This window comes from Micromonospora foliorum (assembly GCF_022229015.1).
Lineage (GTDB): Bacteria > Actinomycetota > Actinomycetes > Mycobacteriales > Micromonosporaceae > Micromonospora > Micromonospora foliorum.
Map to the genome: position 1 here is coordinate 1 of NZ_JAKKFF010000032.1, position 22,154 is coordinate 22,154.

The following is a 22,154-nucleotide window of genomic DNA, read 5'->3' on the forward strand; positions in this document are numbered from 1 at the left end:
TGAAGAGCCTGATGTCTGTGAGTCATTTTGATGACTCACAGACATCAGGCTCTTCAGGCACACAGCCCCTTCGGAGCCAGACCGGCTCGAAGCCAGGAACGGGCGGGCGGGGGGCGGGAGTCACGTTGGCCGGATATGGCGACGGGCGCCGCTCCCGGTGTCCCGGGGGCGGCGCCCGTCGTACTGCTGGGCTTGAGCGTCAGTGCCGGTCGGCGTCGCTCGCGGTGTCCTCGCGGTAGCTGGCCCCGCCGTCCGACTCGCTGGTGAGCGGCTTGGCGCCACCCTCCGGCGGGCCGGCCAGGCTCTGACCACCGGCAGCCAACTCCGGAAACTTCGCGTCGAACGCCGGCCGCTCGGAGCGGATCCGGGGCATCTTGTCGAAGTTGCGCAGCGGCGGCGGGCTGCTGGTCGCCCACTCCAGCGAGTTGCCGTGACCCCACGGGTCGTTCACCTCGACCACTGGGCCGGTCTTGTACGACTTCCAGCAGTTGTAGATGAACGGCAGCGTGGAGATACCGGTGATGAACGCGCCGATCGTGGAGATCGTGTTCAGCGTGGTGAAGCCGTCGCTGGGCAGGTAGTCGGCGTACCGGCGGGGCATGCCCTCGTTGCCGAGCCAGTGCTGCACCAGGAACGTGGTGTGGAAGCCGATCATGGTGAGCCAGAAGTGCACCTTGCCCAGGCGCTCGTCGAGCATCCGGCCGAACATCTTCGGGAACCAGAAGTAGATGCCGGCGAAGACCGCGAACACGATGGTGCCGAAGAGCACGTAGTGGAAGTGCGCCACCACGAAGTACGAGTCCGACACGTGGAAGTCGATCGGCGGGCTGGCCAGCAGCACACCGGTGAGACCACCGAAGAGGAAGGTGACCAGGAAGCCGACCGCCCAGAGCATGGGCGTCTCGAAGCTGATCTGACCCCGCCACATGGTGCCGATCCAGTTGAAGAACTTCATACCGGTCGGCACGGCGATCAGGTAGCTCAGGAAGCTGAAGAACGGCAGCAGCACCTGGCCGGTGGCGAACATGTGGTGCGCCCAGACGCTCATGGAGAGCGCGGCGATCGCGACGGTCGCGGCGACCAGACCCTTGTAGCCGAAGATCGGCTTGCGGGAGAAGACCGGGATGACCTCGCTGATGATGCCGAAGAACGGCAGCGCCACGATGTAGACCTCGGGGTGCCCGAAGAACCAGAACAGGTGCTGCCAGAGCATCGGCCCACCGGTTGCCGGGTCGTACACGTGCGCGCCGAGGATGCGGTCCGCGGCGAGCGCGAACAGCGCGGCGGCCAGCAGCGGGAAGACCAGGATCACCAGGAGGCTGGTGACCAGGATGTTCCACGTGAAGATCGGCATCCGGAACATGGTCATGCCGGGCGCGCGCAGGGTCAGCACCGTGGTGATCATGTTCACGGCGCCGAGGATGGTGCCCAGACCGGAGATGGCCAGACCCATGATCCACATGTTGGCGCCGACGCCCGGCGAGTGCTCGACGCTGCTCAGCGGCGCGTACGCGAACCAGCCGAAGTCGGCGGCGCCACCCGGGGTGATGAACCCGGCGGTCGCCATCGTCCCGCCGAACAGGTACAGCCAGTAGGCGAAGCTGTTCAGCCGGGGGAAGGAGACGTCGGGCGCGCCGATCTGGATCGGCACGATGTAGTTCGCGAACGCGAACACGATCGGCGTCGCGAAGAACAGCAACATGATCGTGCCGTGCATGGTGAAAAGCTGGTTGTACTGCTCGGGCGACAGGAACTGCAGCCCGGGTCGGGCCAGCTCAGCCCGCATGACCAGGGCCATCAGGCCACCGATCATGAAGAACGCGAACGCGGTGACCATGTACATGATCCCGATTTGCTTCGCGTCCGTGGTTCGCAGCAGCCGCGCGATGGCCGACCCCTTGACCGGCTCCCGGACCGGCCAGGGCCGGGTCACGACCGGCTTGGGTGCGACGGTGGTCACGAGTGGCCTCCGGTTCTCGGTTGTCCCGCTCGGCACACGCTGGTTATCGGCGGGCCGTCATCCGCAAGGAGGATAGTCCCCGGCAGGTCGCAGCGCCGCGTGGGGTGGCGTGACACGATCTACAACGGGGCTACAGCGGGCCGAGCAGGAGCCGGTAGTGCTCCCCGAAGATCCGGTCGCCGCGTCCGCGCAGCAGCGGGTCGCGCAGCGCCGGCGGCACGTCCCTGGTCCGGTTGCGGTCCCGGGTCCGGTCCCGCACCCATCGGGTACGCGGACGGCGACGACTCTCGTACGCCACGAGCGCCGCCTCCACGCTGTTGGCGGCGCGCAGCGACTCGGCCAGCACCACTGCGTCCTCCAAGGCCATGGCCGCGCCCTGGGACAGCGTCGGCGCGGTGGCGTGCGCGGCGTCGCCGACCAGCAGGACCCGCCCCCGGTGCCAGCGGCCCAACTCCACCTCGTCGGTGATCCCGACGTGCACCTCGTCGAGCGCCGCCAGCACCTCGGGTACCGGGCCGCGGTAGTCGGCGAAGAGGTCCCGCAGCCGGGCCAGCGGGTCGACGGGTTCCTCGGTGCCGGCCTCGTCGGCGTAGAGGTGCAGTCGACCGGCGCCGATCGGCACCATCAGGAACCCGGAGCGCTGGCCGAGCAGTGCGGTCCACTCGGTGACCGGTGGGCCGTCGCGCAGGACAGCCCGGTAGACCACCTGCCCGACCGGGCGCGGGGGCCCACCGAGCGCGGCCAGCGCACGAACCGAGGAGCGTGGCCCGTCGGCGCCGATGACCAGGTCGTACTCGGTGGTGGTGCCGTCGGTGAAGGTGACGCCGACCGCGCCCGGGAGCAGGTCCAGGGTGCGGACCTCGGCGCCGTGCCGGACGGCGCCGCCGGCACCGCTGAGCAGCACCCGGTGCAGGTCGGCCCGGGGCAGTGCCCGGCACTCGCCGACGCCGGCCCAGAGGGCGTCGAGGTCGACCTCGCAGAGTTGCGCGCCGGCGGCGTCGAAGAACAGCTGCCGACGGATCACCTGCCCGATCGGTCGGACCGGGTCGTGCAGGTCGAGCCGGTGCAGTGCGCGGGCGGCGTTGCCGGGCAGGTAGAGACCGGTCTCGGTGGACTCCCCCGGTGGCAGCTTGTCGGTGACGTCGGGCCGGAAGCCCGCCAGGCGCAGCGCCCGGGCTACGGCCAGGCCGGCGATGCCCGCGCCGACGACGAGGATGCGCAGGGGGGAGCCACCCATGGTGGTGTACGCCTCCGGAGGGGGAGCGGTACGCGTTGGAGGCAACACGCTACTCGGAGCGATCGGCGCACACCAGGCCCAATCGGTCCGCGCCCCGCCGCTCGTCGGCGACCCACGCAGCTTGGCTGGCCGTCCGTCGCCAGCCGTCCGGCGGGTGGATGGCATTCCTCACAATTCACCAGTTCAACGCGTACGGTTGCGCGTCAGTTTCAGACATGTAAATGTGTCGTTGAGCGTGGGAGCGCTCCCGCACTGCCCCACCACATCCGGCGCCCGGCACGCGCCGAGTCAAGGAGCGTCATGAAACGTCAACTTCGGGCCCTGGCCGCCGCCGGGCTGCTGGTCGCCAGTTCGCTGGTGGCCGTGGCCCTCGGCGGCAGCGCCTCCGCCGACACCCAGATCTGCGAACAGTACGGCTCGGCCGTCATCCAGGGCCGGTACGTGGTGCAGAACAACCGCTGGGGCACCACCGCCCAGCAGTGCATCAACGTCACCAGCAACGGCTTCGAGATCACCACTCTGAACGGCAGCAGCCCCACCAACGGGGCGCCCACGGCGTACCCCTCGGTGTTCTTCGGCTGTCACTACACCAACTGCTCCCCCGGCACGAACCTGCCGATCCAGGTGAGCCAGATCAGCAGCGCCACCAGCAGCATCTCCTACCGCTACGTCAGCGGCGCCACCTACAACGCGTCGTACGACATCTGGCTGGACCCGTCGCCCAAGCGGGACGGGGTGAACCAGATGGAGATCATGATCTGGCTCAACCGGCAGGGTCCGATCCAGCCCATCGGCTCGGTCGTCGGCACGGCCAACCTGGCCGGCCGCACCTGGGAGGTCTGGCGGGGCAGCAACGGCTCCAACAACGTCATCTCCTACGTCGCGCCGTCGGCGGTCTCCAGCCTGAACTTCAGCGTGCTGGACTTCATCAACGACACCCGCAACCGGGGCGCGATCACCAACTCCTGGTACCTGACCAGCATCCAGGCCGGTTTCGAGCCGTGGCAGGGCGGCGTCGGCCTCGCGGTGACATCGTTCTCGGCCAACGTCAACGGTGGCGGTAACCCGACCACGCCGCCTCCGACCACGCCGCCGCCGGGCGGTGGCGCGAGCTGCGCGGTGAAGTACACGGCGAACTCGTGGAACAACGGCTTCACCGCCGACGTGCAGATCACCAACACCGGCTCCAGCGCCATCAACGGCTGGACGCTGACCTACAGCCTGCCCAGTGGTCAGCAGGTCACCAGCGCCTGGAACGCCACGGTGAGCCAGAGCGGGTCGACGGTGACCGCCCGGAACGTCGGCCACAACGGGTCGGTCGCACCCGGCGGCACGGCCAGCTTCGGCTACCAGGGCAACCTGAGCGGGTCGTACTCGTCGCCGACGAGCTTCTCGCTCAACGGGGCAACCTGCTCCCGTACCTGACCGACACCACGACGTGCGGGGGCGTGACCTGGCCGGTCACGCCCCCGCACGTCGCTGGTCGCGGGCTTGCCCACTGACAGCGCGACAGTTCGCGCGGCCACCCCGGCGATATCGCGGGTGAAAGAATCAGGCTTAACTATGCATTAATATTATCTGCGTACCTTCCGAACATGTCGGTTATAGCGCTATTTCGGTACGACATCCCCTCGTCGATCGTTGTCTTCCTGATCGCCATCCCGTTGTCCCTCGGCATCGCTGCCGCCTCCGGAGCACCGCTGCTGGCCGGGCTGATCGCCGCCGTCGTGGGCGGGATAGTCGCCGGCGCGCTCAGCGGCGCGCCGCTCCAGGTCAGCGGGCCAGCGGCTGGGCTCACCGTGATCGTCGCGGGCACCATCGCCGAGTTCGGCTTCGCCGGCACCGCCGCGATCGTGACCGCCGCCGGGCTGCTGCAGATCCTGCTGGGCATCACCCGCCTCGGGCGGGCCGCGCTCGCTCTGTCGCCAACAGTCGTACACGGGATGCTGGCCGGCATCGGCCTGGTCATTGCGCTGAGCCAGGTCCACGTAGCGCTCGGCGGCGCGCCCCAGAGCTCCGCGTGGGCGAATCTCCGTGACCTACCCGGCCAGGTCGCCGACTACCACAGCGTTTCCGTGCTGCTCGGCGCGCTGACCATGACGCTGTTGCTGATCTGGTCACGTCTGGTCAAGACCACCATGCTGCCGGCCACCCTGGTGGCGGTGGTGGTCGCCACCGTGGTCGCGGCGGCCCTCGGTGCCGACGTGGAGCGGGTCAATCTGCCCGCCAACCCCCTGAGCGCGCTCACCTTCGCCCGCTGGCCCGACTCACCGCTGTGGGAAGTCCTCCCGGCAGTCATCACCATCGCCCTGGTAGCGAGCGTGGAATCTCTTCTCTCCGCGGTGGCCGTCGACCGCATGCACCACGGCGCACGGGCGAACCTCGATCGTGAACTCATCGCTCAGGGCGCCGCGAACGCCGTGTCCGGAACGCTCGGCGGCCTCCCGGTCACCGGCGTCATCGTGCGCAGCTCGGCCAACGTCGCGGCCGGGGCACGCACCCGCGCCTCGACCATCCTGCACGGAGTCTGGATCGCCGGGTTCGTGATGGCCGGCGCCGTACTGCTGGAAATGATCCCGATGGCCGTGCTCGCCGCCGTCCTCGTGGTGGTCGGCCTGCGGCTGGTGAGCCTCGCCCAGATCCGTATGTACGCCCGGCACCGGGAGCTGCCCATCTATGTGATCACCGCGGTCGGCGTGGCCGCGACCGACCTGCTCGTCGGGGTCGGGCTGGGCATGGCCTCGGCGGTGCTCTTCATGTTGCGGCGGTTGGCCCGGTGCGACATTCACGTCACCGAGCCGAACTCCGGCACCTGGCTCGTGTCGATCACCGGAACACTCGCCTTCGTCGCCTCCGGACGACTCACCCGCCGACTCGCCGCCCTGCCCCCGAGGCAGCACGTCGTGCTCGAACTGCACCTGGACTATCTCGACCACGGTGCCTACGAGACCATCCGCGACTGGCAGGCGTCCTACACGCGGTCCGGTGGCAACGTCCAGGTCAGCGAGGTACACGGCTCGTGGTTGCATCGTGCGGGCACCGACGGGCTCGGCACCGGCAAACGCACCTCCCCGTGCGTGACTCGGGGTCGTCAGTCTCCGGATGCGCATGGGCACGGTGGGCTGCCCCTCGCAAACCCCCGGGTTCCGTAGAGTCGGGGCATCCTCGCACCCTGGACGCCCCGACTTCACGAAGGCCGAGTGGATCAGTACGCGGACATCCGCCGCCCGAGGTCAGACGCGGGTGAGGCGCACCGCGTCGGCGACGACCAGGCCGGTGGCGTTGCTCCACCGGCTCACGCCCACCCGGTTGGCGTCGCCCGCCGGCAGCGCGAACGTGCCGAGGATCCGCCACTGCCCGCCGGTGACCCGCTGGTCGACGCGGACGGTCTGGTTGCCGGTGCTGGTGGCGACGATGTACGGGGCGGCGCTGTTGTAGCCCGAGTTCGCCGGCCACCAGGCCTCGACCCGGTAGTTGCCGGCCGCCGGAACGTTGAACCGGTACCACGCGACATCGCTGGCGGCGACCGGGTCGGCGTACCGGTAGTCGGCGCCGTACCGCTGGCTGGAGTACGACGACACGCCCCAGTTGGCGCTGGCGGTGAACCGGCCGCTGGTGGTGTTGTCCACGGTGGAGGACCACGCCGTGCCGCCGCCGGCCATTCTCGCCGCCACGTCGGCGCGCATGACATTCAGGTCGATGAAGGACGGGTCGATCTTGCCGGTGGTGCTGGTCTCCCGGTGACCCCGGGCGTAGCTGCTGTCCCGGCCGAGGCGGGTGAGCACCGCGGCGGTGGCGGCCAGCGACGCGTTGTACTGCGCGGCCGTCATCTCCTGGCTCACACCGTTGTAGTCGATCTCCCACCCGATCATGAGGGTGTTGCCGTCCCCGGCCGGGATCGGCCCGCTGCCACCGCTGACCCCGGCGTGGTTGCACCGGCCGGCGGAGATGACGTGGAAGACACCGTTGTAGTCGACGAGCGCCTGGCACAGCGGCCCCGGCAGGTCGGACCGGCCGTTGATGCAGATGCCGAGCGCCGGGTGCGGGTTGCTGGCGCTGGAGGTGGAGGCGGTGTGGTGCCAGAGCACCCCGATCGGGTCGAAGGAGCCGGGCCGCATCCGGTTGAGCCAGTCCCCCTCGACGACGACCTGGACCCCGGCGGCGCGCAGCACGTCCACCAGCCAGGGGATCGTCGCCATCAGGCGTCCTGAAGCAGGTCGGCGAGGCACTCGGCCTTCGGCGCGGCGTTCGCCGCGGCGGGTCGGGCGACGACGGTCAGCGCGGCGACCACCAGGGCGGGGATGCCGAGCACCCCACGGCGGCGCAGACGGATGGACGGTGTTCGGGCCATGGCGATCCTCCAGCGACGGCGGGTACGAACGGATCGACGAACGTGATGACGGGCACGCTATACCGTCACGTACGTCGATGTCGATACCCTTCAATGCCGAGTCATGCGCTGAAGGAATTCGCCGATTCAGACCTCGCCGAGCGCGTCGATGTCGCGCATCTCCTCGGCCGTGAGCGAGAAGTGGAAGACGTCGAAGTTGGCGGTGATCCGCTCCGGGGTCACCGACTTCGGGATCACCACGATCTCGTGGTCGATGTGCCAGCGCAGCACCACCTGCGCCGGGGAGACGCCGTGCGCGGCGGCGATCCTGGTCAGCACCGGGTCGCTGAGGTCGCTGGTCTTGAACGGGCTGTACCCCTCCAGCACCACCCCCCGGTCCCGGTGCTCGGCGTGCCGCTGCCGGTCGTACAGCGACGGGCTCCACCGGATCTGGTTGACCGCCGGGTTCTCCTCGGTGGACTGGATCAGCTCGTCGATCTCGGGGGTGCTGTAGTTGCTCACCCCGACCGCCCGGACGAGGTTCTCGTCCCGGGCGGCGAGCAGCTCACGCCAGAGCGGGATGCTGTCCCCCGGCGACGACGGCGGCCAGTGGATCAACCAGAGGTCCACGTGCTCGACGCCGAGCGCCTCCAGGCTGGCCGCCAGCGTCGCGCGCTCCCGGCCCACCCGGTCCGGCGGGAGCTTGGTGGTGATGAAGACGTCCTCCCGACGCAGACCGCTCTCCCGCACCGCCCGGCCGACCTCCCGCTCGTTGCCGTACACGGTGGCGGTGTCGAGGTGCCGGTAGCCGGTGTCGAGCGCGGCCAGCACGGCGTCGTAACCGGCCTGGCCGGTGGCCTGCCAGGTGCCGAAGCCGAGCAGGGGCATCCGCACGTCACCGGGGAGCAGGGCGGTGGGCTGGTCGGTGAGGTCCATGAGGTCCGTTCTACCCCGCCGCGCCCCCGGCCGCCGAGCGAACCGGACACTCCGGCGTCCAGCGCACCGGCCCGGTTTGCCGGACAATGCGGGGGTGACCGACCGGCTGGAGGAGTACCGGCGACGGCGGGACGCGGCCCGCACACCCGAGCCGGTGCCGCCGGAGAGCCCTCCGTCGGCCGGCCCCGACGCCGACGCCGCCCGCTTCGTCATCCAGCAGCACCACGCCCGCAGCCTGCACTGGGACTTGCGCCTGGAGCACGAGGGGGTGCTCGCGTCCTGGGCGGTGCCCCGCGGTCTCCCCCGCGATCCGGGCCGCAACCACCTCGCCGTGCACACCGAGGACCACCCGATGGAGTACCTCGACTTCGCCGGCGAGATCCCCGCCGGCGAGTACGGCGGTGGCCGGATGCTGATCCACGACCGGGGCACCTACCGGTGCGAGAAGTGGCGCGACGACGAGGTGATCGTGACGCTCTCCGGTGAGCGGACCGCCGGTCGCTACGTCCTCTTCGCCACCGGCGGGCGGGACTGGATGGTCCGACGTACCGACCCCGCGCCGCCGGGCTGGACACCGATGCCGGATCTGGTCCGACCGATGCACGCCACGCCCGCCGCCGGGCTCCCCCGCGACCGTGCCGCGTGGGGGTACGAGCTGCGCTGGGACGGCGTCCGGGCGATGGCGTACGTCTCCGGCGGGCGACTGCGGCTGCTCTCCGAGACCGACGAGGAGATCACCGGCGGGTACCCGTGGCTGCGCGCGATGGCCGAGGCGCTCGCGCCCACCGAGGCGGTGCTCGACGGTGTGCTGGTCCGCATCGACGGTGCCGGGCGGGTCCGCCCGGTCCGGCCGGCCACCGGCAGCCGGGTCCCCGCCGGCGCCCAGTACCTGATCGTGGACCTGCTCTGGTTGGAGGGCGTGAGCAGCGTCGACGTGACGTACGCGCAACGCCGGGAGCTGCTCGATGGGCTGGTCATGGCCGGTACGCACTGGCAGACTCCGCCGTGGTTCCCGGGCGCGGGCGACGAGGCCCTGCGTGCCGGGCAGGAACAGGGCCTGCCGGGTGTGGTCGCCAAGCGGCTGGACTCGGTCTACCAGCCGGGGCGGCGCAGCCGGCACTGGCTGAGCATCGACGCGGTGTGACGGCGAGGAGCGACGTGTACCTGACCCACCTGGACTGCCCGCGCTGCGGCAAGGAGTACGCCGCCGACCGGTTACAGAACCTCTGCGAGTGCGGATCGCCGCTGCTGGCCCGCTACGACCTGCCGGCCGTGGCGAAGGCGGTCACCCCGGAACGCTTTCCGCTGCGCCCGGCCGACCTGTGGCGCTACCGGGAGCTGCTGCCGGTCGCCGACCCCCGGCACGTCACCACGCTGGGCGAGGGCTGGACGCCGCTGCTGCGCGCCCCGGCGTACGGCGCCGAGATCGGCATCGCGGACCTGATGGTCAAGGACGAGGGGCTGATCCCGACCGGCTCGTTCAAGGCCCGGGGCGCGGCGGTCGGGGTGAGCCGGGCCCGCGAGCTGGGCGTCGAGCGGATCGCGATGCCCACCAACGGCAACGCCGGGTCGGCCTGGGCCACGTACGCGGCGCGGGCCGGGATGGGCGCGACCATCGTCATGCCGCTGGGCGCGCCGAGCATCTGCCGACGCGAGTGCGTCGCCGCCGGCGCCGACCTGCGCCTGATCGACGGGCTGATCGGCGACGCGGGTCGACGGGTGGCCGAGCTGATCGCGGAGTCGAACGGGGCGATCTTCGACGCCGGCACGCTGCGCGAGCCCTACCGGCTGGAGGGCAAGAAGACGATGGGGTACGAGATCGTCGAGCAGCTCGGCTGGCAGGTGCCCGACGTGATCATCTATCCGACCGGCGGCGGGGTCGGCCTGATCGGCATCCACAAGGCGTTGCACGAGCTGCGCGAGCTGGGCTGGGTCGGCGACAAGCTGCCCCGACTGGTCGCGGTGCAGTCCACCGGCTGCGCGCCGATCGTGCGGGCGTTCGCCGCCGGCGAGGATCGGGCGCAGCCGTGGGCGGACGCGCACACGGTGGCGTTCGGCATCACCGTGCCGGCCCCGCTGGGCGACGAGCTGATCCTGGCTGCGCTGCGGGAGTCCTCCGGCACGGCCGTCGCCGTCGACGACGCGGACATCCTGGCCGACCTGCGGGACTTCGCCAGCCGGGAGGGGCTGCTGCTCTGCCCGGAGGGGGCGGCCTGCCTCACGGCGGCTCGGCAACTGCGCGCCGGCGGGTGGATCCGGGCCGGTGAACGGGTGGTGGTGCTCAACACCGGCGCCGGGCTGAAGTACCCGGACACGGTCGACGTCTCCGGCGTACCCCTGATGGGGTGACCTGGCGGCGCCCCGCGGACCGGGCGGTCCGCGGGGTGCCGTCGTGCCGGTCTACTGGTAGGTGATGTCCGAGGGCGAGTAGAGGCAGTTGACGCCGTCGGCGCCCTCGCCGATCTCGGTCGGCTCGCTGCCCTTCGGCACGCCCTTGTACTTCACGCAGATCGAGGTCTCCCGGTCCGGGTCGCCGACGATGGTGATCCGGCTGAACCGGGCGGTGTCGCCCCAGTTGGTGTTGATGCCGGCGATCGCGTCGGTGTTCCGGACGGTCACGTTGTCGATCACCACGTGCCGCTGGTACGACGTGGAGCAGTTGCCGCAGGCGCGGTAGAGCTTGCCGGCGTTCTCCACCCGGAAGTTCTTGATGTAGACGGTGCCCGAGCCGTTGTGCTGGAAGACCTTGTCGCTGGCGGAGCGGGCTCCGCCGCCGTCGACGGTGTACGTGGTGCCGCCCCGGAAGGTGGCCGCGTCCTCGCCCACGTCCTCCCACCAGACGTTGATCAGGGTGCAGTTGCCCTCGCAGTGCACGCCGTCGCCGGCCGGGGCGCCGATGATCACGTTGCGCAGGGTGGCGCCGGCGGCCAGCTCGAACATCGGGTCCTGGCTCTCGCTCTGCCCACCGTCACCGATGCCGTAGTAGCGCTTGAGCCCACCGTCGAAGGTGCCGGAGACCGCGATCGTCGCGTCCACCTTCTGGCTGCCGGTGGGCGTCGGCCAGCCAGCCGCCGGAGGTGTGGTGGTCGGCGGCGGCGTGGTCGGCGGCGGAGTCGTGGTCGGCGGCGGTGTGGTCGGGGTGCCGCCGCCGGAGGAGTCGACCACCACGTCGTCGAAGCCGCCGCTGGCGTACGCGGTGACCACGCCGATCCGGCCCGCGCCGGCGAGGCTGTTGCTGCCGGACGCGATCTGGGTGCCGTTGACGAAGCCGCGGATGGTGCTGCCGCTGGTCTCTATGCGCAGGGTGTACCAGTTGCCGGTGCCGATGCCCAGCGAGGCGGAACCGATCGCCGTGACGGAGCTGCCGTTGACCGCCTGGAGCTCGGCCCGGCCGGAGCCGAGCAGGACCAGCCGGTACATCCTGGTGCTGCTGCTGGACCGGGCGGCGAGCCCGACCAGGGCGCTGGACGAGCCGAAGCTCGTCGGCCTGACCCGGGCCTGCACGGAGTAGTTGGTCCAGCTGGTCTGGCCGGCGAACTGCCGGGCCAGCTCGCTGCCGGCGTTGGACTGGTTGAGCACGCCCGAGCCGTCGACGGCCCAGGTGCCGCCGGACTTGGACCAGCCGGAGGTGTCGCCGTCGGTGAAGTCGTCGCTGAAGACGGTGGCCGCGAAGGCCGAGGTCATGCCGGCGGCGAGGGCCGCGACGGTCACCCCGGCGCCCACCGCCAGCAGGAGTGGTCGGCGGCCGGATGGTCTTCTTTTCTGCACAGGTGTCCTCCTTGACGCATGTGGTGGTGATCCCTCGGCCGCCGTACTGAGACGGGTCGGCACAGCGTGCCGCGCTGCGACGGGATCGGTGTGCGTCCCCGCCGGACGCCCGGATCCGAGGCGGGGTGAAGCGGGATCAAAGCCCTGGGGAAAGGGCTTTCCCACTTCTTCGAGGCTAGGACCGCCCAAGCATCAACGTCAATGCCTGACGTTTGCAGGTCTGTTGCAGGATTCTGGCCGGGACGGAACGTCGACCGATCAGTAGCTGTCCGGCTCGGTGATCCGCCAGGCCGCGTTGATCAGCCCGATGTGCGAGAGCGCCTGCGGGGTGTTGCCGAGCTGCATCCCGGTGGACAGGTCGATCTGCTCGCTGAACAGCCCCACGTCGTTGGCGTACCCGACGACCCGCTCGAAGAGCGCCTCGGCCCGCTGCGGCTCACCCGTCATCACCAGGCACTCCACCAACCAGAACGAGCACAGCAGGAAGCCGGCCGGGTCGGTCGTCCAGCGCCGCAGCAGACCGTCCTCGGTGCCCAGCTCGCGCTCGACCATCGCGATGGTCGAGCGCATCCGCGGGTCGGTGGCCGGCAGGAAGTGGGTGACCGGCAGGGCGAGCACCGAGGCGTCCAACTCCGCCGACCCGAACGCGCCGGTGAACGCCCCGATCCGGTCGTTCCACCCCTCGCGCAGCACGGTCTCGCGGATCTCGTCGCGCACCCGGGCCCAGCGACGGGGGTCGGCCCCATCGCCGAGCCGGTCGGCGAGCCCCACCGCCCGGTCCATCGTGAGCCAGCAGGCCACCTTGGACGAGACGTAGTGGCGCTCCTCGTCCCGGGTCTCCCAGATGCCCCGGTCCGGCAGGCGCCACGTCGCGGCCACCTGCTCGGTCAGCCCGAGCACCATCTCCCGCAACTCGTCCTCGAACGTCGCGCCGAGGTAGTCGCGCAGCCGCCACACCGCCGACATCACCTCACCCGGCACGTCGAGCTGCCGCTGCCGCCAGGCGTCGTTGCCGACCCGTACCGGCCTGCTGTCGCGGTAGCCGCGGAGGTGGGGGCAGTGGTGCTCGGAGATGTCGCGCTCGCCCTCCAGCCCGAAGAGCACCGGGACGGGCTCGTCGCCGAACCGGCCGATCGAGCGGGTCGCCCAGGCGAACAGCCGGGACGTCTCGTCGGGGCAGGCCGCCACCCAGAGCGCCCGCATCGTCAACGAGAAGTCCCGTAGCCAGGAGTAGCGGTAGTCGTAGTTCCGGTCGCAGCCGATCTGCTCCGGCAGCGAGGTGGTCAGCGCCGCGGCGACCGCGCCACTGCGGGCGTACGTGAGGCCGGTCAGGACCGTCGAGCTGTGTTTGACGAGTTCGGGGTAGCGGCCGGAGTACGTGTGCGTCTCCCGGAACGCCTGCCACGCCTGCGTCGTCTCGGCGAGGGTGGTCAGCGGGTCCATCCGGGCCGGCGGGTCGCCGTACGCCTCGCCGAAGGCGAGGTCCATCCCGATCACCTGGCCGGCGGAGACCTCGAACTCGTGGGTCACCCGGTCGGTGCCGGCGCGCAGGTGCAGGCCCCCGGCGCGCAACATCAGCACGATGGGACCGGCGCCGGCCAGCACCCCGCCGTCCGGCTGCTCGTGCAGATACGGCGTGAGCAGGCCGTACTCCGGGCGGGGCGCGAAGTCCAGCGCCATCCGTACCCGCCCGGTGAGCCCCTCGACCACCCGGATCAGCACCGCGGGTGAGTTGCGGCCCAACTCGTGGGCACGGGCGCCGACCTCGGCGGCCAGGGCGTCGGTGACCGCCACGCTGCCGTGCGGGGTGTGGTGCACCGTCCGCAGCACCAACGTGTCCGGCAGGTACGCGCGCTCCACCCGGTGACGCGGACCGCCGACCCCGACCGGCGCGAGCCGGAAGTGGCCAGCTCCCGGGTCGAGCAGCCGGGCGAACACGGACGACCCGTCGAACCGGTGCGGGCACCACCAGTCGATCGAGCCGTCCTTGCCGACCAGGGCACCCGAGCGAGAGTCCGAGAGGAACCCGTAGTCGGAGATCGCCGGCTGCTGCTCCACCCGCCGGGGGTACCCGCATCGGCCCGGATCAGGCCGGACGGCTCACTCGGTCGGTGGCTCGTCCTCGCCCGCCGCCTCGGCCGCGTCGGCCTCCTCCTTGGTCTTGTGAACGGCCTTGTCGGCGTGCTCCGGCGGCCCGTAGACCGTGTACAGCACCAGCGGGTTGGGGCCGGTGTTGACGAAGTTGTGCTTGGTGCCGGCCGGCACGACGACCAGGTCGCCCGCGACGACCTTCCGCTTCGCGCCGGCGACCCGCGCCTCGCCGACGCCGCTGACGAAGGTGAGGATCTGGTCGATGTCCTCGTGCACCTCCTCGCCGATCTCCCCGTCGGCGGGGATGGTCATGATGACCAGCTGGGTGTGCTCACCGGTCCACAGCACCCGCCGGAAATCCGGGCTCTTCTCGGCGACGGTCGCGATAGTGAAATGCTCCATGTCCACGCTCATACCCCGTCCGGCGGCGCGCCACGCCGGGACTGGCGGATGGTGGAAATCCCCACGGTCGGCGGGTTTGGATCCGCGCGGACCGGGGATCGAGAGCACGGACCGGCACGAAGGGCCGGTCGAGCCAGGTCCCCGCCGGCGTACCGCCGAACGGCTGCGATGGTGGGAGACGGCCAGAGCGCGGCGACGTTCCGACCACGGTCGAGCGGCGCCGTGCGCTCTTCCGAGCCCGGCGGCCTAACGGTGCAGCCAGGTGAGCAGGTCGGGCGGGGCCAGCGACGTGACCCGTTCCCGGTAGCGGGCGAGACCGGCTTCGTCCAACAGGTCGCGGCCCTGCCCCGAGCCTCCCCGACGAAAGAACGCCTGCCGGTCGCGCAGCACGCCGAGCGCGTCCGGTGCGAGCCGATCGGCCCGCTCCCGCATGCGACCGAAGGTGGCGGCCTCCACCAACTCCGGCCCCGGGCTCGGGAGTTTCCACCGGTCGGCCAGCCGGCGCATCTCACCGCCCAGATCGGCCAACAGGTCGTCGTAGTGCACCAGCTCGACGTTCGGCTCGTGCCGGCGGGCCCACGCGTCACTCAGGTGCATCAGCACCCCGGGCAGCGAATCCAGCTCGGCGTGCGGGTCCACCTCGCGGTCGACCCAGCTCAGCAACCACTCCCGCACCGGAGGCCGCTCTCGGGGTGGCCCGGCCGGGGCGGGTCGACCGGTCAGCTCGGCGATGCGCGCCCGGTCCAGGTTGGCGCTCTGGTGGTAGAGGGAGACCGCCATGTCCAGCGGGTGCCGGGCCACCACCACGTAGTGCACCCGAGGGTCGAGCGGCACCCCGTCCAGCGGGGTGTGCGTCTTGATGAACCGCCGGTGTGGCTGGGCCGCCAGCCGGTCGTACACCGTGGCCTGCGGCTCGCCCAACCAGTCGAGCCACGGCGACAGCACGGTCAGCGGCGCCGGCAGCTCCGGGGTGCCCAGCACCAGGAGCGCACAGATCATCTGCATCCAGGTGGTGCCGCTCTTGGACCGGGTGCTGATCACGATGTCGCCGTCGCGCAACGGAAAACCGGTCCACCGTGCGCTGTCCTCTTCGTCGGATCGGTACCGGTGAATCGGCGTGAGCATCGGTGGATGGTAGTCGCCGAACCGACAGTCGAGCAGCCGAATTCCGGCTTACATTCCTGGGGCATCCGCGTATGCCTGGCTAGATTGAAGTATGGTGCCCTCCCACGGGGGCCGGGCGGCCGCACCGGTCTACCGCCCCATCCTCGCCAGCCGACGAGGCGAGCTTGAGGCCCTGAGCCACCTCGATCCCGCGTACGCCGCACTGGTCGCCCCGATCCTGGAGGTCGGCGCGATCGACCGGTCCATGATGGACGCCGTTCGCCGGCTGCCAGCCGGGCTCATGCCCGCCGTCGACGTCAACGCGCTGCCCGACATCCCGGAGGCGGAGCTGACCCGCTGGGGCGTACCGGTGGTGCCGGTGATCGGGCTCGCGGAGAACGACCACCGGCTGGTCGCGCACGGCGCGGCGGCGCGGGCGTACGGCCGGCGCGCGCTCATCCGGTTGCGTGCCGGCCAGGACCGGGCCGGGCCGGACGCGAGCACCACCGCCGTGGAACGGATCTGGCGGTTCACCAGCCTCGCCCCGGAGGAGTGCGACCTGCTGGTGGACGCGGGGGACGTGTGCTGCCCGGCGGACGTGCGGACCGCCGAGCCCCGGGTACGCCACCTGCTGGACTGGGCGCGCCGGCACGCCTGGCGGTCGGTGACGGTGGCGGCCGGCGGCATGCCGCCGACGCTGTCCCGGTTGCCCACCGACGAGCCGGTCCAACTGGACCGCTGGGACTGGCAACTGTGGCGACGACTGGCCGACGCCGGTGTCGACTACGGCGACTACGGCGTCCACCCGGCCGTGCCGGGCACCGGTGACCCCGGCGACCGGTTGCCGACGGTGCGGTACACCGACGACGGCAGTTGGTGGGTGTACCGCTGGGCGCGACGCGGCGGCCGGGGCGACGACCGGTTCGCCGACCTGTGTCGCACGCTGGTGTCGGCACCACACTGGCCAACCGCCGGAGCGGCCTTCTCCTGGGGTGACCATGAGCTGCTGCGCCGGGCCCGCAGAGGCGCGGGCGCCGGCTCCACCGCCAACTGGGCGGCGTGGAGCACCTCGCACCACCTGGCCCACGTGCTCGCCACGCTGTTGCATCCGTCCGGCGACAGCGCGCCGAGGTGGCACCCCGGGCAGGGTCCACCGCAGCGGGGGCGACCGCTGCGGTGAGGGCCGGGTCTACTGCTTCTCGGTGAAGCCGAACTGGATGATGCCCTCGTCGTCGACGGTGGCGTCCACCGACGCGTCACCGAGCAACTCGGCGGCGTCCTCGTCCAGGAAGATCCGGGCGCCCTGGTTGTCGACCACACGGTCGCCCTGTACCGGCTCGGGCACCAGCTCGACGGTGAGCGAGCCGGCCTCGGTGTCGGCGGCGATACGGACTCCGCCGTCCTGGGCGACGTCCTGTTGGTTGGCGAGGTCACGAATGACGAGCACGGCGTTATCGGTCATGGTGAGCATGCTGGAACTCCTCGTGGGTTCTCGGCTCGCGGTCGGATACCGCGCGGACCGGACAGTCGGCCCGCGTACGAGCACACGTGGGAGGCGACAGAGGGGCGAACGGTCGTCGCCGTCGCATCGGATCGGGGCAGCTGACGGCCCCGTCACTCCCACCGTGCCTGCTCACCGACCATCCGTCAAATAGAGCCAGGTCAGTGGAGAGCGGCGGCCGGGGCCAGCCAGGCGCGAATCTCGTTGACCGCCGCGCGGCCGGCCCGGTTGGCCCCGATCGTGCTGGCCGAGGGGCCGTACCCGACCAGGTGAACCCGCGCGTCGGCGACCACCCGGGTGCCGTCCATCGTGATACCGCCGCCCGGCGCGCGCAGGCCCAGCGGGGCGAGATGGTCGATGGCCGCCCGGAACCCGGTGCACCAGAGGATCACGTCCGCCGGCACGAACCGCCCGTCCGTCCAGGCCACCCCGTCGGGCGTGATCCGGTCGAAGATGGGTAGCCGGTCGAGGACGCCGCGCTCGCGCAGTCGGCGTACCTCGGGGGTGACCGGCAGCCCGGTCACGCCCACCACGCTGCCCGGCGGTCGGCCGGCCCGGACCGCCTCGTCCACCCGGGCCACGGCGGCGCGGCCCAGTTCCGGGCCGAACTCCTCGTCGTTGAACGTCGGCGGCCGGCGGGTCACCCAGGTGGTGGCCGCCGCGACGGTGGAGACCTCGCCGAGCAGCTGCACGGCCGAGGTGCCGCCCCCGACCACCACCACGCGAAGGCCGGTGAACTCGGCCGGCCCCCGATAGTCGGCGGTGTGCAGCTGCCGTCCGCGGAACGTCGACCGGCCCGGGTAGTGCGGCCAGAACGGGCGCGTCCAGGTGCCGGTGGCGTTGATCAGGGCCCGGGCGGTCCAGGTGCCCCGGTCGGTTTGCACATCCAGCCGTCCGTCCGGGCGGGAGCGCACCGCCCGGACCCGCACCGGCCGCCGCACCGGCAGGTCGAAGGCCCTCTCGTACGCGGCAAAGTAGGCGCTGACCTGCTCGGCGGCCGGACGTTGTGGCTCGGCGGGCGGGAGCGGCAGCCCGGGCAGGTCGTGGAAGCCGTGCACCCGGTCGAAGACCAGCGTCGGCCAGCGGTGCTGCCAGGCGCCGCCGGGCCCGTCGTCGGCGTCGAGGATGACGAAGCCGCTGCCGGGCGTGAAGCCGGTGCGGTGCAGGTGGTAGCCGGCGCTCAGGCCGGCCTGCCCGGCGCCGATCACCACGACGTCCGCGAAGTGGGTGTCCACACGGCGTACAACCACCTGGATGTCGCCGCTGTGCCCGTCTTCGCCCGTCGTGTCGATCACAGACGGCCATTCCGGCTTCGACCGCCTGACCTGCACTTACGCTGAGTGAATGAGCGACTTCCGTCGGTACGCGGCCGAATTCCTCGGCACCCTGCTGCTGGTGTTCTTCGGCGTGGGCAGCGCGGTCGCCGCACGGGTCCAGGGCGGTGTGGTGGTGGTGGCGCTGGCCTTCGGGTTCGTGATGGTGGCCCTCGTCTACACGATCGGCCCACTCTCCGGCAGCCACGTCAACCCGGCGGTGACGCTCGGTGTGCTGCTCTCCGGAAAGATCTCGCTGGTCGGGGCGGTTGCCTACTGGATCGCACAGTTCGTCGGGGCGACCGTCGCGGGCTTCGTGCTCTGGGCGCTCACCCGATGGGGTGACGTCGCGGACCAGACCGGGGCCCTGGGCACGAACGGTTACGGCGCCCACATCAACCGGGGCGGCGCGGCCGTGCTGGAGGTCGTGCTGACCTTCCTCTTCGTGCTGGTCGTGCTGGTGGTGACCAGTCGGAGCGAGAATCCGGGCACCGCCGGGCTGGCCATCGGGTTGGCCCTCGCCGTGACCCAACTGGTGGGTGTGACGCTGACCGGCGCGGCGGTCAACCCGGCCCGCGCGTTCGGTCCGGCGGTCTTCGAGGGCGGCGCGGCCCTGCGGCAGCTCTGGGTGTTCATCGTCTTCCCGCTGCTCGGCGGGGCGCTCGCCGCGCTGGTCGCTCCGATGGTCATGGGTGCCCAGCGGCACTACTGGGGTGGTCACGAAAAATCGGTCGGCGGACCGAAATAGCCGCAGACGGCAATATCTTTCGCCAGAGGGCCTTCTCCGGCGAATATCTCCGTGGCAGCATCAGCGGATGCATCGCCGTCACTTTCCCCGGGCCCTCGCGCTGCTCGCGCTGGTCGCCACCGCGGCCACCGCCGGCGCGCCCGGCGCCACGGCCGAGTCGCCCACCCCCGCGACCACCCAGCTGCGCGCCACCATCGACACGATCCTCGCCGACGCCCGGCTGACCGGCGCGCAGGCGTCGGTGGTCGTGGTCGACACCGGCACGGGCCAGACGCTCTACGACCGCAACGGTGACCGCCGGCTGGTCCCGGCGTCCAACACCAAGCTGCTGACCTCGACCGCGGCCCTTGAACTGCTCGGCCCGGGCCACCGCTTCACCACCGACGTCCGGGCCAGCGGCAAGCGCCGCGCGGGCCTGCTCTCCGGCAACCTCTACCTGCACGGCGGGGGCGACCCGACCATGCTCGCCGCCGACTACGACGCGCTCGCCGCGCAGGTCGCCGCCGACGGCGTGCGGGTGGTCACCGGGAACCTGGTCGCCGACGACACCCGCTACGACCGCACCCGACTCGGCCCCGACTGGACCTGGGACGACGAGCCCTACTACTACGCCGCCCAGGTCTCCGCGCTGACCGTCGCCCCGGACACCGACTACGACGCGGGCACCGTGATCGTGCACGCCGCACCGGCCGACCGGGCCGGCGCCCCACCGGTGGTGACCACCACCCCCGCCACCGGGTACGTCCGCGTCGACAACCGCGCCCAGACGGTCAGCGACGGCGAGACCTCGATCTCGATCGAGCGCGAGCACGGCGGCAACACCGTCGTGGTGACCGGCCAGATCGCGGTCGACGAGGAACCCGCCAGCGACTGGGTCACCGTCTGGGAACCCACCGGCTACGCGGCCGACGTGTTCCGGGCGGCGCTGCACCGGCACGGCGTCCGGGTGCTCGGCCGGACCGTGCTCGGCCAGCCCACCCCCGAGACGGCCCACCCGGTGGCGCGACACGACTCGATGAGCCTGGGTGAGCTGATGACGCCGTTCCTCAAGCTGTCCAACAACGGGCACGCCGAGGTGTTGACCAAGGAGATCGGACGGGTGCTCTCCGGCTCGGGCACCTGGACGGCCGGTCTCACCGCGATCAGCGAGTACGTCGCCGACACCGGAATGGACACCGGAAGACTGCGGCAACGTGACGGCTCAGGGTTGTCCCGGCGCAACCTCGTCCCGGCGGCGGAGTTCGTCGACCTGCTGAACGCCGTCCGCGCCGAACCGTGGTTCGCGACCTGGTACGCGGCGCTGCCGATCGCCGGCCAGCCCGAACGGTTCGTCGGCGGCACCCTGCGCAGCCGGATGGCCGGCACCCCGGCCGCGGGCAACGTGCACGCCAAGACCGGCAGCCTGACCGGTGTCTCCGGGCTCTCCGGCTACGTCACCAGCGCCGACGGGCGACTGCTGGCGTTCTCCATCCTGCTGAACAACTACCTGACCGCGTCGGTGAAGTCGCTGGAGGACCAGATCGCCGTGGCGCTGGCCGGCTTCCGTGAGAGTGGGGCGTCGACGGCACGGGTGGCCCCGCCGGCGGTGCCGGAGACGCCGCGTACCCCGGAGGGCGTCGAGTGCTCCTGGGTCAAACCGATCACCTGTTGAGCGGCGGCCGGGAGGCGCGTACGCGCCTCCCGGCCCGGCGAGCGCTCAGGCCGGACGGTCCGGTGGGGGGACCACCGCCGTCGGGTCACCACGCTCGATGAGCGCGGCGATCTCAGCGGCCCGCAGCCCGCGCAGCGCCAGCACCCGGGCGCCCCAGCGGTGCAGGCGGCACGGGTGCGGGCTGGCGTCGTTGCGGCAGACCACACCCCCGGACCACCGCCGGGGGGCGTGCACCACCACCGCCCGTACGGCGAACTGGGTGTCCTCGCCCGTCACGTACGGCGGCAGGGGGATGTCGCGAAGAACCTCCCCGGGCGCTTCATCGGTGCCGGACGAATCGGCACGACGGACGCGGTGGGCGGTACTGCTACTCATCTCCGCTGCCTCCACACTGGATGCTCGGGTGGGAACAGCAGAAAGTTACGACGCATTCGACAGTCCGCGACGGACAAACTGTCCCGCTGCGGAAACGCCCAGCGATCGGTCAGTCAGTCAGCGCACCGTCACGGCCTGGAGGCCGACGTTGCCGCAGTGCGGTGTGAAGACCTTCTCGACGGTCCAGTTCAGCAGCAGTCGGGCACCCTTGGGCAGCGTGAAACGGATGGTGAACTGGGCACTCTGACTGGTGTAGGGGTCTTCCAGTCGAGCGGTGCTGGCGGGCCCGCCGGTGGACAGCCGCGCTTCCAGTCGCCCCCGGGCCATCCAGATGCCACCGTAGAGCTGGACCGTGCGCGGCTCACCGCTGCCGGCGATGGCGAGCCTGAACCCGTTCCCGGCACCGCAGGTGTAGACGCCGTTGGAGCTGCCCCTCGTCGACCGCTCCGGCGCGCCGTCGGACCAGCGCACGTACTCCTGGTTGCCGTCCCAGCCGACCCGCCTGCCGGCGCCACCCCCGTCGATGATCTCGCCGGAGCCGGAGCGCTTGCGGTTCGTCGACCCGCCGCCGCGCTCCCCCCAGTGCACCCAGTCCCGGGTGCCCACGGCGGTGAGGTCGACAGCGGCGGGCATCTCGCCCCGGCTCACCGACAGCGCCGGCGAACCGGGCTTGGCCGGCGGCGGGGCGGGCGCGCTTGCCGAGGGCGTCGGGTCCGGCGAGGGTGGCCGCTGGCGCGG

The 22,154-nt window shown here is 71.4% G+C and carries 19 protein-coding genes and 1 pseudogene; 7 read left to right on the forward strand and 13 right to left on the reverse strand.

Features of this window, described 5'->3' with window-relative positions; genetic code table 11:
- Positions 1-199: 199 nt before the first annotated feature.
- Both ctaD and PSH25_RS03295 read right to left on the reverse strand, forming a co-directional pair.
- Positions 200-1,960 carry an aa3-type cytochrome oxidase subunit I gene (gene ctaD / locus PSH25_RS03290; protein WP_238657587.1) on the reverse strand — a complete coding sequence of 587 codons (1,761 nt, stop codon included), beginning with the start codon at positions 1,958-1,960 and terminating at the stop codon, positions 200-202.
- Positions 1,961-2,090: 130 nt separating this feature from the next.
- Positions 2,091-3,197: an FAD-dependent monooxygenase gene (locus PSH25_RS03295; protein ID WP_238657588.1), complete on the reverse strand. Its 1,107-nt coding sequence runs from the start codon at positions 3,195-3,197 to the stop codon at positions 2,091-2,093.
- Positions 3,198-3,497: 300 nt separating this feature from the next.
- On the opposite strand from PSH25_RS03295, the gene PSH25_RS03300 reads away from it, so the two are divergent.
- Complete coding sequence (locus PSH25_RS03300; protein ID WP_238657589.1) at positions 3,498-4,622, forward strand: glycoside hydrolase family 12 protein; 1,125 nt, start codon at positions 3,498-3,500, stop codon at positions 4,620-4,622.
- A gap of 170 nt (positions 4,623-4,792) precedes the next feature.
- Positions 4,793-6,349, forward strand: coding sequence for a SulP family inorganic anion transporter (locus tag PSH25_RS03305; protein ID WP_238657590.1), 1,557 nt, complete (start codon positions 4,793-4,795; stop codon positions 6,347-6,349).
- Positions 6,350-6,430: 81 nt separating this feature from the next.
- Here the strand turns inward: PSH25_RS03305 and PSH25_RS03310 are convergent, their stop codons facing one another.
- The 3 genes from PSH25_RS03310 to PSH25_RS03320 all read right to left on the reverse strand — a co-directional run bounded on the left by PSH25_RS03310 (position 6,431) and on the right by PSH25_RS03320 (position 8,463).
- Positions 6,431-7,396, reverse strand: coding sequence for a golvesin C-terminal-like domain-containing protein (locus PSH25_RS03310; RefSeq protein WP_238657591.1), 966 nt, complete (start codon positions 7,394-7,396; stop codon positions 6,431-6,433).
- Entirely contained in the window at positions 7,396-7,548 is a 153-nt protein-coding gene (locus PSH25_RS03315; RefSeq protein WP_167457661.1) for a hypothetical protein, read from the reverse strand. Before PSH25_RS03315 ends, PSH25_RS03310 begins: the two co-directional genes overlap by 1 nt.
- A 126-nt stretch (positions 7,549-7,674) precedes the next feature.
- Positions 7,675-8,463, reverse strand: coding sequence for an aldo/keto reductase (locus tag PSH25_RS03320; protein ID WP_238657592.1), 789 nt, complete (start codon positions 8,461-8,463; stop codon positions 7,675-7,677).
- Between the two features lie 94 nt (positions 8,464-8,557).
- Here PSH25_RS03320 and PSH25_RS03325 point away from each other — a divergent pair, with 94 nt between their 5' ends.
- Together PSH25_RS03325 and PSH25_RS03330 are read left to right on the forward strand one after the other, a co-directional pair.
- Positions 8,558-9,607, forward strand: coding sequence for a DNA polymerase ligase N-terminal domain-containing protein (locus tag PSH25_RS03325; protein WP_238657593.1), 1,050 nt, complete (start codon positions 8,558-8,560; stop codon positions 9,605-9,607).
- A gap of 14 nt (positions 9,608-9,621) precedes the next feature.
- Entirely contained in the window at positions 9,622-10,812 is a 1,191-nt protein-coding gene (locus PSH25_RS03330) for a threonine synthase (protein WP_238657594.1), read from the forward strand.
- A gap of 51 nt (positions 10,813-10,863) precedes the next feature.
- On the opposite strand, the gene PSH25_RS03335 is transcribed toward PSH25_RS03330, so the two are convergent.
- From PSH25_RS03335 to PSH25_RS03350, 4 genes are all read right to left on the reverse strand, one after another.
- Positions 10,864-12,231, reverse strand: a complete 1,368-nt coding sequence (locus PSH25_RS03335) for a pectate lyase (protein WP_238657595.1) — start codon at positions 12,229-12,231, stop codon at positions 10,864-10,866.
- 258 nt (positions 12,232-12,489) lie between these two features.
- Positions 12,490-14,289, reverse strand: coding sequence for a glycoside hydrolase family 15 protein (locus PSH25_RS03340; protein WP_238657596.1), 1,800 nt, complete (start codon positions 14,287-14,289; stop codon positions 12,490-12,492).
- Positions 14,290-14,331: 42 nt separating this feature from the next.
- Complete coding sequence (locus PSH25_RS03345) at positions 14,332-14,724, reverse strand: cupin domain-containing protein (protein ID WP_091397116.1); 393 nt, start codon at positions 14,722-14,724, stop codon at positions 14,332-14,334.
- 246 nt (positions 14,725-14,970) lie between these two features.
- A complete protein-coding gene (locus PSH25_RS03350; RefSeq protein WP_238657597.1) occupies positions 14,971-15,849 on the reverse strand; it encodes a sulfotransferase domain-containing protein in 879 nt (292 codons plus the stop codon).
- 91 nt (positions 15,850-15,940) lie between these two features.
- Between PSH25_RS03350 and PSH25_RS03355 the strand changes: the two genes are divergently transcribed.
- The gene (locus tag PSH25_RS03355; protein WP_238657598.1) at positions 15,941-17,008 is read left to right on the forward strand and encodes a beta family protein; all 1,068 of its coding nucleotides are present in this window, start codon (positions 15,941-15,943) and stop codon (positions 17,006-17,008) included.
- A 9-nt stretch (positions 17,009-17,017) separates the two neighbouring features.
- Here the strand turns inward: PSH25_RS03355 and PSH25_RS03360 are convergent, their stop codons facing one another.
- Together PSH25_RS03360 and PSH25_RS03365 are read right to left on the reverse strand one after the other, a co-directional pair.
- Positions 17,018-17,299: an adhesin gene (locus PSH25_RS03360; protein WP_091393621.1), complete on the reverse strand. Its 282-nt coding sequence runs from the start codon at positions 17,297-17,299 to the stop codon at positions 17,018-17,020.
- Between the two features lie 191 nt (positions 17,300-17,490).
- Positions 17,491-18,624 carry an NAD(P)-binding domain-containing protein gene (locus tag PSH25_RS03365; RefSeq protein WP_238657599.1) on the reverse strand — a complete coding sequence of 378 codons (1,134 nt, stop codon included), beginning with the start codon at positions 18,622-18,624 and terminating at the stop codon, positions 17,491-17,493.
- A gap of 49 nt (positions 18,625-18,673) precedes the next feature.
- Here PSH25_RS03365 and PSH25_RS03370 point away from each other — a divergent pair, with 49 nt between their 5' ends.
- Positions 18,674-19,390 (forward strand): MIP/aquaporin family protein, encoded by a 717-nt coding sequence (locus tag PSH25_RS03370; protein ID WP_238657600.1) that lies wholly within the window; start codon positions 18,674-18,676, stop codon positions 19,388-19,390.
- 67 nt (positions 19,391-19,457) lie between these two features.
- Positions 19,458-21,041 carry a D-alanyl-D-alanine carboxypeptidase/D-alanyl-D-alanine endopeptidase gene (gene dacB / locus PSH25_RS03375; protein ID WP_238657601.1) on the forward strand — a complete coding sequence of 528 codons (1,584 nt, stop codon included), beginning with the start codon at positions 19,458-19,460 and terminating at the stop codon, positions 21,039-21,041.
- A 45-nt stretch (positions 21,042-21,086) separates the two neighbouring features.
- Here dacB and PSH25_RS03380 read toward each other — a convergent pair whose 3' ends face one another.
- Positions 21,087-21,416, reverse strand: a complete 330-nt coding sequence (locus PSH25_RS03380) for a hypothetical protein (RefSeq protein WP_238657602.1) — start codon at positions 21,414-21,416, stop codon at positions 21,087-21,089.
- 117 nt (positions 21,417-21,533) lie between these two features.
- A pseudogene (locus tag PSH25_RS03385) lies at positions 21,534-22,154 on the reverse strand (hypothetical protein); the annotation flags it as partial.